Source organism: Streptomyces sp. CoH27 (assembly GCF_020181035.1).
Lineage (GTDB): Bacteria > Actinomycetota > Actinomycetes > Streptomycetales > Streptomycetaceae > Streptomyces > Streptomyces camelliae.
In genome coordinates this window covers 156,189-169,947 of record NZ_JAIQYY010000011.1, presented here as the reverse complement: position 1 = coordinate 169,947, position 13,759 = coordinate 156,189, and the positions used below count along the sequence as shown (strand labels likewise).

General features: G+C 70.0%; 14 protein-coding genes. All 14 read left to right on the top strand.

Annotation, left to right across the window (positions count from 1 at the left end; translation table 11 throughout):
* The first annotated feature begins 139 nt into the window (after positions 1–139).
* The 14 genes from LE548_RS20135 to LE548_RS20070 all read left to right on the top strand — a co-directional run bounded on the left by LE548_RS20135 (position 140) and on the right by LE548_RS20070 (position 13,752).
* Complete coding sequence (locus LE548_RS20135) at positions 140–1,144, top strand: FKBP-type peptidyl-prolyl cis-trans isomerase (RefSeq protein WP_225098281.1); 1,005 nt, start codon at positions 140–142, stop codon at positions 1,142–1,144.
* A gap of 85 nt (positions 1,145–1,229) precedes the next feature.
* Positions 1,230–1,601 carry an FKBP-type peptidyl-prolyl cis-trans isomerase gene (locus LE548_RS20130; protein WP_225098280.1) on the top strand — a complete coding sequence of 124 codons (372 nt, stop codon included), beginning with the start codon at positions 1,230–1,232 and terminating at the stop codon, positions 1,599–1,601.
* A 119-nt stretch (positions 1,602–1,720) separates the two neighbouring features.
* Positions 1,721–2,698 carry a YafY family protein gene (locus LE548_RS20125; RefSeq protein ID WP_225098279.1) on the top strand — a complete coding sequence of 326 codons (978 nt, stop codon included), beginning with the start codon at positions 1,721–1,723 and terminating at the stop codon, positions 2,696–2,698.
* Between the two features lie 15 nt (positions 2,699–2,713).
* A complete protein-coding gene (locus LE548_RS20120; protein ID WP_225098278.1) occupies positions 2,714–3,718 on the top strand; it encodes a YafY family protein in 1,005 nt (334 codons plus the stop codon).
* A gap of 109 nt (positions 3,719–3,827) precedes the next feature.
* Positions 3,828–4,088 (top strand): hypothetical protein, encoded by a 261-nt coding sequence (locus tag LE548_RS20115; protein WP_225098442.1) that lies wholly within the window; start codon positions 3,828–3,830, stop codon positions 4,086–4,088.
* Between the two features lie 10 nt (positions 4,089–4,098).
* Positions 4,099–4,293 carry a hypothetical protein gene (locus LE548_RS20110; protein ID WP_225098277.1) on the top strand — a complete coding sequence of 65 codons (195 nt, stop codon included), beginning with the start codon at positions 4,099–4,101 and terminating at the stop codon, positions 4,291–4,293.
* Positions 4,294–4,528: 235 nt separating this feature from the next.
* Complete coding sequence (gene tatA / locus LE548_RS20105) at positions 4,529–4,816, top strand: Sec-independent protein translocase subunit TatA (protein ID WP_225098276.1); 288 nt, start codon at positions 4,529–4,531, stop codon at positions 4,814–4,816.
* Positions 4,817–4,863: 47 nt separating this feature from the next.
* Positions 4,864–5,808, top strand: coding sequence for a twin-arginine translocase subunit TatC (tatC, locus tag LE548_RS20100; RefSeq protein ID WP_225098275.1), 945 nt, complete (start codon positions 4,864–4,866; stop codon positions 5,806–5,808).
* Between the two features lie 117 nt (positions 5,809–5,925).
* A complete protein-coding gene (locus tag LE548_RS20095) occupies positions 5,926–8,778 on the top strand; it encodes an RNA helicase (protein WP_225098274.1) in 2,853 nt (950 codons plus the stop codon).
* Between the two features lie 349 nt (positions 8,779–9,127).
* Positions 9,128–10,795 carry an ATP-binding protein gene (locus tag LE548_RS20090; RefSeq protein ID WP_225098273.1) on the top strand — a complete coding sequence of 556 codons (1,668 nt, stop codon included), beginning with the start codon at positions 9,128–9,130 and terminating at the stop codon, positions 10,793–10,795.
* Positions 10,792–11,196 carry a roadblock/LC7 domain-containing protein gene (locus tag LE548_RS20085; RefSeq protein ID WP_067134384.1) on the top strand — a complete coding sequence of 135 codons (405 nt, stop codon included), beginning with the start codon at positions 10,792–10,794 and terminating at the stop codon, positions 11,194–11,196. Before LE548_RS20090 ends, LE548_RS20085 begins: the two co-directional genes overlap by 4 nt.
* Complete coding sequence (locus LE548_RS20080; RefSeq protein WP_225098272.1) at positions 11,193–11,615, top strand: DUF742 domain-containing protein; 423 nt, start codon at positions 11,193–11,195, stop codon at positions 11,613–11,615. Before LE548_RS20085 ends, LE548_RS20080 begins: the two co-directional genes overlap by 4 nt.
* On the top strand, positions 11,596–12,216 hold the full coding sequence (locus LE548_RS20075) for an ATP/GTP-binding protein (RefSeq protein WP_225098271.1): 621 nt from the start codon (positions 11,596–11,598) through the stop codon (positions 12,214–12,216). Before LE548_RS20080 ends, LE548_RS20075 begins: the two co-directional genes overlap by 20 nt.
* A gap of 45 nt (positions 12,217–12,261) precedes the next feature.
* Positions 12,262–13,752 carry a cytochrome P450 gene (locus tag LE548_RS20070; protein ID WP_225098270.1) on the top strand — a complete coding sequence of 497 codons (1,491 nt, stop codon included), beginning with the start codon at positions 12,262–12,264 and terminating at the stop codon, positions 13,750–13,752.
* Positions 13,753–13,759: the final 7 nt, after the last annotated feature.

The following is a 13,759-nucleotide window of genomic DNA, read 5'->3' as shown; positions in this document are numbered from 1 at the left end:
GACGAGCGAGTCAAGCGTTTCCGCACCGAATTGCCGGAACGCCACACGGGCGTCGTACGTTTCCCGTACGGCGCCCTTCTCGCGTCGTAGAGTTGCGCGCACGCCAATCCACAAGATCGACCGATTACGAGGCCCTTCCGTGCGCCGACGCTCACTCTTCCTCGCCGCCGTACCCGCGGGACTGGTCACCCTCTCCGCGTGCGGTGACAACAAGTCCGCCTCCAGCAAGGCGAGCGCCTCGCCGACGCCCTCGGTGTCCACGGCACCCCCGCCGAAGATCGTGGAGGGACCGCTGCCGGCGATCACGGCGGGCACGAAGTTCGGCGAGAAGCCGACGGTGGCGAAGGGCACCGGGGAGCCGTCGAAGAACCTCGCGGTCAAGACCGTGATCGCGGGCAGCGGCCGCACGGTCGCCGAGAACGACTTCATCCAGGCCAACTACCTGGGCCAGATCTGGGACACCGCCAAGGTCTTCGACAACTCCTACGACCGCAAGAGCCCGCTGGTGATGCAGCTGGCCCAGGGCAGCATCATCGACGGCTGGCGGTACGCGCTCACGGGCAAGAAGACCGGCAGCCGCATCCAGATCGCCGTGCCGCCCACCTGGGGCTACGGCACGTCGGGCAACGCGCAGGCGGGCATCAAGGGCACGGACACGCTGGTCTTCGTGATCGACCTGATCGGGTCCTTCAACTCCAAGAGCTCCGCGCACGGCAAGGCCGTCGCGCAGACCGACGCGGCCCTGCCCAAGGTGGCCACCGACACCGACGGCAACGTCCCGAAGGTCACCATTCCCAAGACCGCCCCGCCGAAGAAGCTCGTGTCCGAGTATGTCCTGGAGGGCGACGGAGCCGAGCTCAAGGCCGACCAGGCGGTCCTGTGCCAGTTCCAGGGCCTGGTCTGGGACAGCGGCAAGACCTTCGAGCGGACGTACGGCTCGGGCCGGCTCGCCCAGTTCTCGCTGCAGCAGATGCAGCAGACGGTCAAGGGCCTGGCACTGGGTCTGACCGGCAAGAAGATCGGCAGCCGGGTGCTGATCGTCGTCCCGCCGGAGCTGGGTTACGGCAACACCCCGCCGAGCGGCGGTGACATCAAGAAGGGCTCCACCCTCGTGTTCACGGTGGACATCCTCGCGGCGATGTAGCGCCCGGTGCCCGAGGCGGGCGGGACGCCTGTGGAGATGAAAGACTGTCCGCGATTCGTGTCGTACACAAGCAGGAGCTTTTGACGTGAGCATCGACAAGCCCGAGATCGACTTCCCGGAGGGCCCGGCCCCGGCCGACCTTGAGATCAAGGACATCTGGGAGGGCGACGGCGAGGTCGCGCAGGCGGGCCAGACCGTCACCGTGCACTACGTGGGCGTCTCCTACAGCACCGGCGAGGAGTTCGACGCCAGCTGGAACCGGGGCACCCCGTTCCGCTTCCCGCTCGGCGGGGGCCGCGTCATCAAGGGCTGGGACCAGGGCGTCCAGGGCATGAAGGTCGGCGGCCGCCGCCAGCTGACCATCCCCGCCCACCTCGCCTACGGCGACCAGAGCCCGACCCCGGCGATCAAGCCCGGCGAGACGCTGATCTTCGTGGTGGACCTCATCGCCGTCTGATCGGATCCGATCACTCGGGGCCCATGCCTGCCCGGGCATGGGCCCTCGCTTTTGCCACCGCACCGAGGAGCGGTACGGTCATCGGTCGGAAGCATGAAAAGGGGAGGCGAAGGGCGTCGATGGCCATTGCCAAGGCCGAGCGGCTGATGAACCTCGCGCTGTGCCTGCTCGGGGCACGGCGGCCGCTCAGCAAGCGTGAGCTGCGGGACTCCATCGAGGCATACGTCGAGGCCGCCAGGCCGCAGACCGGTGGGGCGGGCAGCGACGACTCCTTCAACCGCATGTTCGAGCGGGACAAGGACGACCTGCGCGAGCTGGGCCTGGTCATCGAGACCGTGGAGAACCTCGACGGCGAGGTCGGCTATCTCGCCCGCCGCGACAGCAACCGCCTGCCGCCCATCACCCTGGACGCCGAGGAGGCCGCGGCGCTCGGACTCGCCGCCAAGGTGTGGCAGCAGGCCCGCCTCGCCGGTGCCGCCAGCGGCGCCCTGCAGAAGCTGCGCGCCGCCGGACTGCCCGAGGACGTCGACCCCTACGAGGCGCACGGCGCCCTGGAACCGCGCATCCCGGTCCACGAGACCGCCTTCGAGCCCCTGATGCTGGCCTGCCGCGACCGACGCCCGGTCGTCTTCGAGTACCGCAAGGCCTCCGCCGCCCGCCCCGAGCCCCGGCACGTGGAGCCCTGGGCCCTGGAGTGCTGGCGCGGGCACTGGTATCTGGCCGGATTCGACCGTGACCGGGGCGCCGAGCGCGTCTTCCGGCTCTCCCGGATCACCGGCCGGGTCCGCTCGCGCGGCACCGGCTTCACCGCCCCCGTGCCGGACGTCGTCACCGTGCGCGAGACCGTGGCGAGCTGGGCCGGGGAGATCACCGACCGCTCGGCGCTGATCCGGCTGCGCTCCGGCTCCGGTTACCCCCTTCGGGCGAAGGCCATCAGCGTCCGGGAACTCGGCGACGGCTGGGACGAGTTGGAGATTCCGTACGGGCACGGCCTGGACGCCTGGCTGGTCGAGTTCGGACCGGACGTGGTGGTCCTGGAGCCGGCCGAGCTGCGCGCGGACGTGGTGGACCGGCTGCGCGCCGTGGCCAAGGGCTGAGGGGGGAGTACCACCATGGCAGGCAAACCGGTCAGGCCCGTGAACGCCATCGACCAGACCCGGCGGATGCTCTCCCTGGTCACGTATCTCAGGGAGCGCCCCGGCGCCCGGATCGCGGACGTCGCCCGCGCCTTCGGCATCACCGAGGACGAGCTGGTCGCCGACCTCGATCTGCTGCCCATGTGCGGCACCAGCTTCCGCGGCGGCGACCTGCTGGACATCGACACCGACGGCGAGCGCATCTGGTGGCACAACCCGGCCGCGCTCGGCGAGGAGGCCGCCGAGCCGCTCCGGCTCGCCGCCGACGAGGCCACCGCGCTGCTCGTGGCCGCCCGCGCGGTCTCCACCCTGCCCGGCCTGCGCGAGAGCGACCGCCAGGCCCTGCTGCGCGCCACCGCCAAGGTGGAGGCCGCGGCCGGCGAGGCCGCCGGGGCCAGCGCCCGGCTGTCGGTGACCTTCGAGTCCGAGGGCGGTGTCTTCGCCGACGTCGACCGGGCCATCTCCGAGCGCCGCCGGCTGTGGATCCGCTACTACTCCCCGGCCCGCGACGAGGTCACCGAGCGCGAGATCGATCCCATCCGCCTGGTCAGCGTGGGACACACCTATGTCGAGGCCTGGTGCCGCCGCTCCGAGGCACGGCGCACCTTCCGGCTCGACCGGGTGGCCGAGATCAGAATCCTGGACGAGCCGTCCGCGCCGCCCGAGATAGAGCTGCGGGACCTCTCCGAGGCCCTGGTGCAGCCGGCCGCCGAGGACCCGGAGGTCGTGGTCGAGGTGGGCCCCGGCGGCCGCTGGGTCGCCGAGTACTACCCGCACGACAGCGCCGATGAGCTTCCCGACGGCGGCCTGCGTATCACTCTGCGCACCCCCGACCCGGCCTCCCTGCGCCGACTGGCCCTGCGCCTCGGCGCCGACGGCCGGATCGTCTCCCCGCCGGAGCTGGCCGAAAGTGCTCGGACGGCGGCGGCCGAGGCCTTGGCGGCGTACGACACGGGGCAGCCGGCAAGCTCCGGTCGGTGAGGCGCTCCAGAGGGGCGCGGGGCCGTGTCCGACGTGCGGCACATCCAGCGGCGTGCTTGGCGAACGACCACAAGGAGGAGCGAGGCCTGTGAGCGAGCGTGCGGGTGAGATGACGGTGGCGACCGCCTTCGCGGGGATGAGGAGAGTCGTCCCCGTGATGTTCAAAGCGGGCTGCCCGGACTGCCGAGGCCGCTTCGAGCTGGCCGCGAGCGCACTGCGCCTCGCCATCGGCGCGTCCAGCCGTACGACGTTCTACTCCTTCACCTGCCCCGACTGCGGTGCCGCCGTCCGCAAGCCCGCCGGGGAGCGGATCGTCGAGCTGCTCACCGGCGGTGGGGTCAGGACGCTGCGCCTGCACTCCACCGTCTAGTCTCGACGTCATGTTCTGGCCGATGTTCGCGGTAGCCGTGGGTTTCCTGGGTCTCGCTGTCCTGGGGGTGCTCGCCGTCCGGGTCTTCCTGGAGGCGCGGCGCCTCGGGCAGCAGGTCGCCGATTCCGCGCGCCGTATCAACAGGGCGGCGGAGGATCTGGAGCGGGCGGCCGTCAGCACGGCCCGTGCTGTCGATGCGCTCTGATCACCGCAGGCCGTGCGCTTTGGGTCACTTCGACCTGTCACCTTGCCGGTCCGGCCAGGTACGCTGCTGGTCGCGGCCCGGAAACGAGGCGCGGTCCGCAGAGAGCGGGAGTACGCACGGGGATTGTTCTACGTTCACCCCTGGGCGTTACGATCGCTGCCAGCACGATGGTCAGACACTTGTCCGACCCGTCGGACATGCCCAGCCGCCCGCCTCAGTGAGAAGGTGAAGACTTATGTTCCGCAACGCACTTGAGCCGTGGCACCTGGTGCTCCTGGTTCTCGTGATCGTCCTCGTGTTCGGTTCCAAGAAGCTTCCGGACATGGCTCGCTCGCTCGGCAAGTCCGCGCGCATCCTGAAGAGCGAGGCCAAGGCGATGAAGGACGACGGCAAGCAGTCCACCGCCTCCGCCCAGCCCGCCGAGGAGCAGTCCCCGGCTCAGCGCACGATCCAGGCCGCGCCCGGCGACGTGACCAGCTCCCGGCCGGTCAACGAGCCGACGGACACGACCACCCAGCGCTGACGCGAGGACCGGTGCATCCGGTCCGCTGCACGAGATGAGGATGTGGGTTGCTCAAGTCTGCCCGCAAGAAGGAGACGGATCCCGAGGGGCGGATGCCTCTCGCGGATCACTTGCGTGAGCTGCGCAACCGGCTCGCCAAGGGTGTCCTGGCGATCTTGGTTGTCACGGTCGTGGCCGCCTTCTTCTACAAGGACATCATCAATCTCCTCACCAAGCCGGTGCTGCACTCGGTGGGGTGTTCGCAGTCCTTCGAGGAACTGGCGAAGTCGAAGCAACACCAGACGTGCGCCCGGATCACGATCAACGGTCTGCTGGCGCCCTTCACGCTCGCGCTGAAGGTGTCCCTCATGGCCGGCATCGTGATGGCCGCCCCGGTCTGGCTCTACCAACTGTGGGCGTTCGTCGCGCCGGGCCTGCACCGTCACGAGAAGAAGTACGCCTACGCGTTCGTCGGCTTCGGCTTCCCCCTCTTCCTCGGCGGCGGCTACCTCGCCTACAACGTGCTGCCCACCACGGCGAAGGTCCTCATCGACTTCACGCCCTCCGGGGTGGACAACCTGCTTCCGCTGGACGATCTGCTCAACCTGGTCACACGCATGGTGGTGGTCTTCGGCCTCGCCTTCGAGATGCCGCTGCTGCTCGTCATGCTCAACCTCACGGGCATCCTGACCGGCCGGCGGATGCTCGGCTGGTGGCGCGGCATGATCGTCGGCATCACGGTGTTCGCGGCCGTCGCCACGCCCAGCACGGACCCGCTGACGATGCTGGCGCTGGCCGCACCGATCTGGGTCCTCTACTTCATCGCGGTCGGGATCTCGATGTTCAACGACCGGCGCAGGGCGCGTCGGGAGGCCGCCGGCCCCGGGGACGACGAAGCCTCCCAGCTCGACCTCACACCGGAAGAGATCGGCGACGTGGAGGCCGTGAGCGCCAGTGGCGCTCCCGAGCTGCCGGGCACGGACCGGGTCAACGGCTACGACGACGTGACCTGATCCCGCCCCCGTCCTCAACGCATCGCGCACGCTGCCCCCGTCCGGCCGGACGGGGGCAGCGTCGTGCCGGCGTCGTGGTGTCGGTGTCGTGGTGTCACGGAGCACACGATCGGGATAATGATCGTCCGGTTGTCAGTGGGGCCCGGTACGCTCGAAAGCACGATGACAGAGGACCTCTCACCGGCCGAGCGGTACGCGGCAGCCCGCAGGCGGGCAGCCGAGCAGGCCACCGCGCTCGCGTCCTTCCGCGAGATGTACGACTTCGGCCTCGACCCCTTCCAGATCGAGGCCTGCGAGGCGCTTGAGGCGGGGAAGGGCGTGCTGGTGGCCGCCCCCACCGGCTCGGGCAAGACGATCGTGGGCGAGTTCGCCGTCCACCTCGCCCTCCGGCAGGGCAAGAAGTGCTTCTACACGACACCCATCAAGGCGCTGTCGAACCAGAAGTACGCCGATCTGTGCCGCCGCTACGGGGACGGCATGGTCGGCCTTCTCACCGGCGACAACAGCATCAACTCGGACGCCCCGGTGGTCGTGATGACCACCGAGGTCCTGCGGAACATGCTGTACGCCGGCTCCCAGACCCTGCTCGGCCTCGGCTACGTGGTCATGGACGAGGTGCACTACCTCTCCGACCGCTTCCGCGGCGCCGTCTGGGAAGAGGTGATCATCCACCTCCCTGAGTCGGTGACCCTGGTGTCACTGTCCGCGACCGTGTCCAACGCCGAGGAGTTCGGTGACTGGCTGGACACCGTCCGCGGCGACACCGAGGTGATCGTCTCCGAGCACCGGCCCGTGCCGCTGTTCCAGCACGTGCTCGCCGGGCGCCGGATGTACGACCTGTTCGAGGAGGGCGAGGGCCACAAGAAGGCCGTCAACCCCGACCTGGCCCGCCTGGCCCGCATGGAGGCCACCAGACCGTCGTACCAGGACCGCCGCCGCGGCCGGGCGATGCGTGAGGCCGACCGGGAGCGGGAGCGCAGACAGCGCTCGCGGGTGTGGACGCCGGGCCGCCCCGAGGTCATCGAGCGGCTGGACTCCGAGGGGCTGCTTCCGGCCATCACCTTCATCTTCAGCCGCGCCGCCTGCGAGGCCGCCGTCCAGCAGTGCCTGTACGCGGGTCTGCGGCTCAACGACGAGGAGGCCCGGGAGCGGGTCCGTGCCCTGGTCGAGGAGCGCACCGCCTCCATCCCGACGGAGGACCTGCACGTCCTCGGGTACTACGAGTGGCTGGAGGGCCTGGAGCGGGGCATCGCCGCGCACCACGCGGGCATGCTGCCGACCTTCAAGGAGGTCGTCGAGGAGCTGTTCGTGCGCGGCCTGGTCAAGGCCGTGTTCGCGACCGAGACCCTCGCCCTCGGCATCAACATGCCCGCCCGCTCGGTGGTGCTGGAGAAGCTCGTCAAGTGGAACGGCGAGCAGCACGCCGACATCACCCCGGGCGAGTACACCCAGCTCACCGGGCGCGCCGGCCGCCGTGGGATCGACATCGAGGGCCACGCCGTCGTGCTGTGGCAGCGCGGGATGAGCCCCGAGCACCTGGCCGGCCTCGCGGGCACGCGTACGTACCCGCTGCGTTCCAGCTTCAAGCCGTCGTACAACATGGCGGTCAACCTGGTGGAGCAGTTCGGCCGGCACCGCTCGCGCGAGCTGCTGGAGACCTCCTTCGCGCAGTTCCAGGCCGACAAGTCGGTCGTCGGGATCTCCCGCCAGGTGCAGCGCAACGAAGAGGGGCTCGCGGGCTACAAGGAGTCGATGACCTGCCACCTCGGCGACTTCGAGGAGTACGCGCGGCTGCGTCGTGAGCTGAAGGACCGCGAGACCGAGCTGGCCCGGCAGGGCGTCAACCAGCGCCGTGCCGAGGCCGCCAGTGCGCTGGAGAAGCTCAAGCCGGGCGACGTCATCCACGTACCCACGGGCAAGTACGCCGGCCTGGCGCTCGTGCTGGACCCGGGTCTGCCGGCCGGCCGCGCCACCGGGCACCGCGGCTTCGACCACCACGACGGCCCACGCCCGCTGGTGCTGACCGCCGAACGGCAGGTCAAGCGGCTGGCGTCGATGGACTTCCCGGTGCCGGTCGAGGCGCTGGACCGGATGCGGATCCCGAAGAGCTTCAACCCGCGCTCGCCGCAGTCGCGCCGGGACCTCGCCTCCGCGCTGCGCACCAAGGCCGGACACATCCCGCCGGAGCGGGCCCGCAAGAAGCGCTCGCAGGCCGCCGACGACCGCGAGATCGCCCGGCTGCGCACAGCGATCCGCGCGCACCCCTGCCACGGCTGCAACGACCGTGAGGACCACGCCCGTTGGGCCGAGCGGTACCACCGGCTGCTGCGTGACACCTCGCAGCTGGAACGGCGGATCGAGGGACGTACGAACACCATCGCGCGGACCTTCGACCGGATCGTGGCCCTGCTGACCGAGCTGGACTATCTGCGCGGCGACGAGGTCACCGAGCACGGCAAGCGGCTCGCCCGGCTGTACGGCGAACTCGACCTGCTGGCCAGCGAGTGCCTGCGCGAGGGTGTCTGGGAGGGTCTCGGCCCGGCCGAACTCGCCGCGTGCGTCTCGGCGTTGGTGTACGAGGCCCGGGTCGGCGACGACGCGCTCGCCCCCAAGCTGCCCTCCGGCAAGGCGAAGGCGGCGCTGGGCGAGATGGTCCGGATCTGGGGCCGGCTCGACGGTCTGGAGGAGGAGTTCCGGATCAGCCAGACCGAGGGCGTCGGCCAGCGCGAGCCGGATCTCGGCTTCGCCTGGGCCGCGTACATGTGGGCCTCCGGGAAGGGGCTCGACGAGGTGCTGCGCGAGGCGGAGATGCCGGCCGGCGACTTCGTGCGGTGGTGCAAACAGGTGATCGACGTGCTGGGGCAGATCTCCGCGGCGGCTCCTGTGGAGGGCTCGACCGTGGCCAAGGCCGCCCGTAAGGCCGTGGATCAGGTGCTGCGGGGTGTCGTCGCCTACTCGTCCGTGGGCTGAACCCGTCCCGCCCGCTGTCTGAAGGGGTCGCCTGAAGGGGTCGCATCCGCGGCCCCTTCACTCATTACGGTGAGTTGCTTTCGCATGCCCGCATGCGACTACGTAATGTGTTCGAACGGAAGCCCAGCGTGTAAATGGGGTCGAGCGTACTCCTGTTGCGGGGGCGATTTCAGGTGCTTGCCGAATATGACACGGCGATGATCTGGTCGGACTAAGCTCGCCCGCGGCGCACCGAGTTGAGGTGAATTCGTGCGCCTGTTCCCAAACGTGCGATAGATCCCGACAGTTCTATGAACCTTCCCCCCACAAGCACCCCCGACACCCAGCCGATTCGTCTCAGAAGGCATCCATGGTGAGTGTTCAGAAGCCTCCCGGTCGCCGTGAACGTCCCTATGCGCGCGTGCTGTTGCCGCCGGCCATATTGATGGCAGCCGCGACCGGCGGGGCCATCGCCCTGGCGCCGGCCTCCGCCCGGATCGTCGTCGGCGCGGTCGGGGCCCTGGCCCTGCTCCTGGTCCTCGCCATGGGCGGAGAGGCCGCCCGCCGCGGCCGCAGGCTCCGCGAGGAACAGGCCGAGCACGCCCGTCACGCCGCGTATCTGGAACACCGGATCGCCGCCCAGGACGAGCTGATCCACAAGTTCGCCACGGACATCATCCCCACCGGTCTGCTGCGACTGCGCGCCGGCCAGTACATCAGGGACGTCCTGATCGACGTCTACGACGCCGATCCCGAACTGCGGGCCCTGCCCGACATCTACCGCGAGCTGTTCCATGTCGCGCTGCGCGGCGCCGACCGTGAGATCTCGATGCGTGACGCCACCGAGCGCTCCTTCGTGACCATCGCCCGCCGCGTCCAGGCCATCGTCCACCAGCAGGCCAAGGAACTCCGGGAGATGGAGGAGGACCACGGCCGCAGCCCCGAGGTCTTCGACGACCTGCTGCGCATCGACCACGGCACCTCGCTGATCGGCCGCCTCGCCGACACCATCTCCGTCCTCGGCGGCGGCCGGCCGGGCCGCCAGTGGCCCCTGCCGGTCTCCCTCTACAGCACGCTGCGCGGCGCCATGTCGCGCATCCTGGAGTACCGCCGCATCCAGCTGAACTCCATCGTCAACATCAACATCAAGGGCACGGCGGTCGAGCCGGTCATCCACGCCGCCGCCGAACTCCTCGACAACGCCACCCGCTACTCGCCGCCCACGACCAAGGTGCACGTCACCGCCACCGAGGTGCAGACCGGCATCGTCATCGAGATCGAGGACGCCGGCGTCAGCCTCAACGAGGAGTCCCGTGCCCGCGTCGAGCGGATGATCGAGGACGCCAAGAACGGCGACGACGCCCACAACCTGGGCGAGAACCCGCGCCTCGGCCTCGCTGTCGTGGGCCGCCTGTGCAAGATGTTCGACATGGAGGTCTCGCTGCGGGCCTCCGCGTACGGCGGTGTCCGCGCGATCCTCATCGTGCCGCGCGTCATGACGACCACCGAGCCCGGCGTGGGCGCCGCCCACGGCATCGGCGCCACCGGCATCCCCATGAAGGAACTAGGCGCCGTGGAGGGCCCGAAGCGCCGCCCCAAGAGGCGCCGCCCCACCAGCCCCAAGATCCCCGCCGGCATCTCCATGGAGGACGACGTCCCCATCGTCACCGAGTGGACGGCAGGCGGTCTGCCGCAGCGCCGCAGCAAGGTGAAGACCCCGCTCAGCCAGCGCTACGCGGAGCAGGCCGAGATCGAGCGCGCCGAGCGCGAGGGCAGGCCGACAATCTGGTCGCAGCACAAGCCGGAACCGGAGCCCGAGCTGGACCCCGAGATCAAGAAGCTCCGGGAACGGCCGATCGGCCAGGGGATCGAGGACTTCTGGAACGGCCTGCGCGAGGGCATGCCCGAGGGCGCCACCGGGCCCGAACTGACCGACTTCACAAGGCACCCGGAAAAGTACGTGCACCTGCTCAAAGACTACCCGGACGAGCCCGTCGAGGGCGCCACCGAGGCCTACGACGAGGGGGACCTCAAGTGATCCAGCAGCGCGGCAACATCGACTGGATGCTCAAGCAACTCAACGACGGCGTGCCGGGCATCGAGATGATCGTGGTCCTCTCCGCCGACGGACTGCGCATCGCCCGCTACGGCGGCGACCCCGACGCCGCCGACCGGGTGGCCGCCGCCTGCGCGGGCGTGCAGAGCCTGGCCGGCGCCATCATCCAGGAGCTCCCGGGCGCCGGTGACATGCAGGTCGTCGTCTTCGAGATCGACGGCGGCTACTTCTACCTGATGAACGCCGGTGACAACGCCTTCCTCGCCGTACTGGCCGACGTGACCTGCGAGCCCGGCCGGATGAGCGGCATGATGCGCGACCTCGTCGTGCGGATCGGTGCCCACCTCACCAGTCCGCCCCGGCGGAACGGGCAGACCGTATGACTCCTCCACGACGCAAACGGCGCCAGCCGCTCCCGCCGCCCCCCTCGCTGCCGAAGCCGTCCGCGCCCAAGACAGCGGACGGCCAGGCCGAGCCCAAGAACCCCGAACGGCTCTACGCCTTCGCCGAATCCAAGGACGGCGCACGCGCCGAACTCGACCTCGTGACGTTAATCGTGGCGCGCTCCGCACCCCAGCCGGACGCCTCGCCGGAGCACTCGGCGGTGCTGCGACTGTGTGCCGCCCCCCTGTCCGTCGCCGAGCTGTCGGCCTATCTGAGCCTGCCGTTCAGCGCGATGACCGTACTGATCACCGACATGATCACGACGGGACTGGTGCAGGCGCGCGCCCCGATCGTCCGCCAGGCGCTCCCCGACCGTTCACTCCTCGAAGCGGTGATGCATGGACTTCAACGGCTCTGACACGATCCCCGGACCGCGCACGGAGGATCATCTGCCGCAGACGGCGCAGTCCGCGGTCAAGATCGTGATCGTGGGCGGCTTCGGTGTCGGCAAGACCACCATGGTCGGCTCCGTCAGCGACATCAGGCCGCTGACCACCGAGGAGACCATGACCCAGGCCGGTATCGGCGTGGACGACAACTACGGCTCCGAATCGAAGACGGCCACCACCGTGGCCATGGACTTCGGCCGCATCAGCATCACCGACAAGCTGGTGCTCTATCTGTTCGGCACCCCCGGCCAGGAACGCTTCTGGTTCCTGTGGAACGGCCTGTTCGAAGGCGCGCTCGGCGCGGTCGTCCTCGTCGACACCCGGCGGCTGGAGGTCAGCTTCGACGTCATGGGCCGGCTGGAGGAGCGCGGTGTGCCCTTCGTCGTCGCCGTCAACACCTTCCCGGACGCGCCCCGTTACCCGGTCGAGGAACTGCGCACCGCGCTGGACCTGACCCCGGAGATCCCGATCGTCGAGTGCGACGTACGGCGCCGGGCGTCCAGCAAGGACGTGCTGCTGACCCTGATGCGCTTCCTGCACTCCATCGCCCTGTCCGGCGCCCGCACCTGACCCGTACCGACCGACCCCCGCATCTTTTCGTTCCGGAGCGACACCGTGACGTCTGAACCCCGATCCCTGACCGACACCGACACCGACGCTCTCTCCGGCCCGCCGCCGGGCTGCCCCGCGCACGGCCTCGGCCCCGGCGGAGTGCGCCGGCTCTACGGCCCCGATGCCGAGGACCTGGGCGACCTCTACGAGCGTCTGCGGGAGGAACACGGCTCCGTGGCCCCCGCGTTGCTCCACGACGACGTGCCCATGTGGGTGGTCCTCGGGCACGCCGAGAACATCCACATGGTCCGCAGCTCCTCCGTGTACACCCGCGACAGCCGGATCTGGACCCCGCTGCTGGACGGCACCGTCAAGCCCGACCACCCGCTCATGCCGCACATCGCCTGGCAGCCGATCTGCTCGCACGCCGAGGGCGACGAGCACCAGCGGCTGCGCGCGGCGGTCACCGCGGCCATGGACACCATCGACCACCGCAGCATGCGCCGGCACATCGGCCGCTACACCCAGAGCCTGGTCAACCGGTTCTGCGAACGGGGCCGGGCCGATCTGGTCTCCCAGTTCGCCGAGCATCTGCCGATGGCCGTCATGTGCCAGATCCTCGGCATGCCCGAGGAGTACGACGACCGGATGGTCCAGGCCGCCCGGGACGCCCTCAAGGGCACCGAGACCGCCATCCAGAGCCACACCTATGTGATGGAGGCGCTGAGCCGGCTCACCACCCGGCGCCGCGCCCGGCCCGAGGATGACTTCACCAGTCACCTCGTCACCCACCCGGCCGGGCTCACCGACGACGAGGTCCGCGAACACCTGCGGCTCGTTCTCTTCGCGGCCTACGAGGCCACCGCGAATCTCCTCGCCAACGCGCTGCGCATGGTCCTCACCGAGCCGGGCTTCCGCGCCCAGCTCAGCGGCGGCCAGATGACCGTGCCGGAGGCGATCGAGCAGTCCCTGTGGGACGAGCCGCCGTTCAGCACCGTCTTCGCCTACTACGCCAAGCAGGACACCGAGCTGGGCGGGCAGCGCATCCGCAAGGGCGACGGGCTGCTCTTCGCGCCCGCGCCGGGCAACCTCGACCCGCGGATCCGCCCCGACCTGTCGGCGAGCATGCAGGGCAACCGCTCGCATCTCGCCTTCGGCGGCGGCCCGCACGAGTGCCCCGGCCAGGACATCGGCCGTGCCATCGCCGACGTCGGTGTCGACGCGCTGCTGATGCGACTGCCCGACGTCCAGCTCGACTGCCCGGAGGAGGACCTGCGCTGGCGCTCCTCCATCGCCTCCCGGCATCTGGTGTCGCTGCCGGTGCGCTTCGAGCCGAAGCCGCAGCAGGACGTCGACATCGCACCGCACCATGGGGCTCCGGCGGTTCAGCAGTCCGGTTGGCCGACTGGTGCTCGGCGTTCGGACCCGACTCCGGCGGCCGAACCCCGGCCCGCAGTGCCGCCCATGCCGGTGCCGATGCCTGCGGCGCCTGACCCGGTTCGGGGGCGGGGGGTTTGGCGGCGGTTGATGCGGTGGTGGCGGGGGGAGGAGTAGCGCGTTC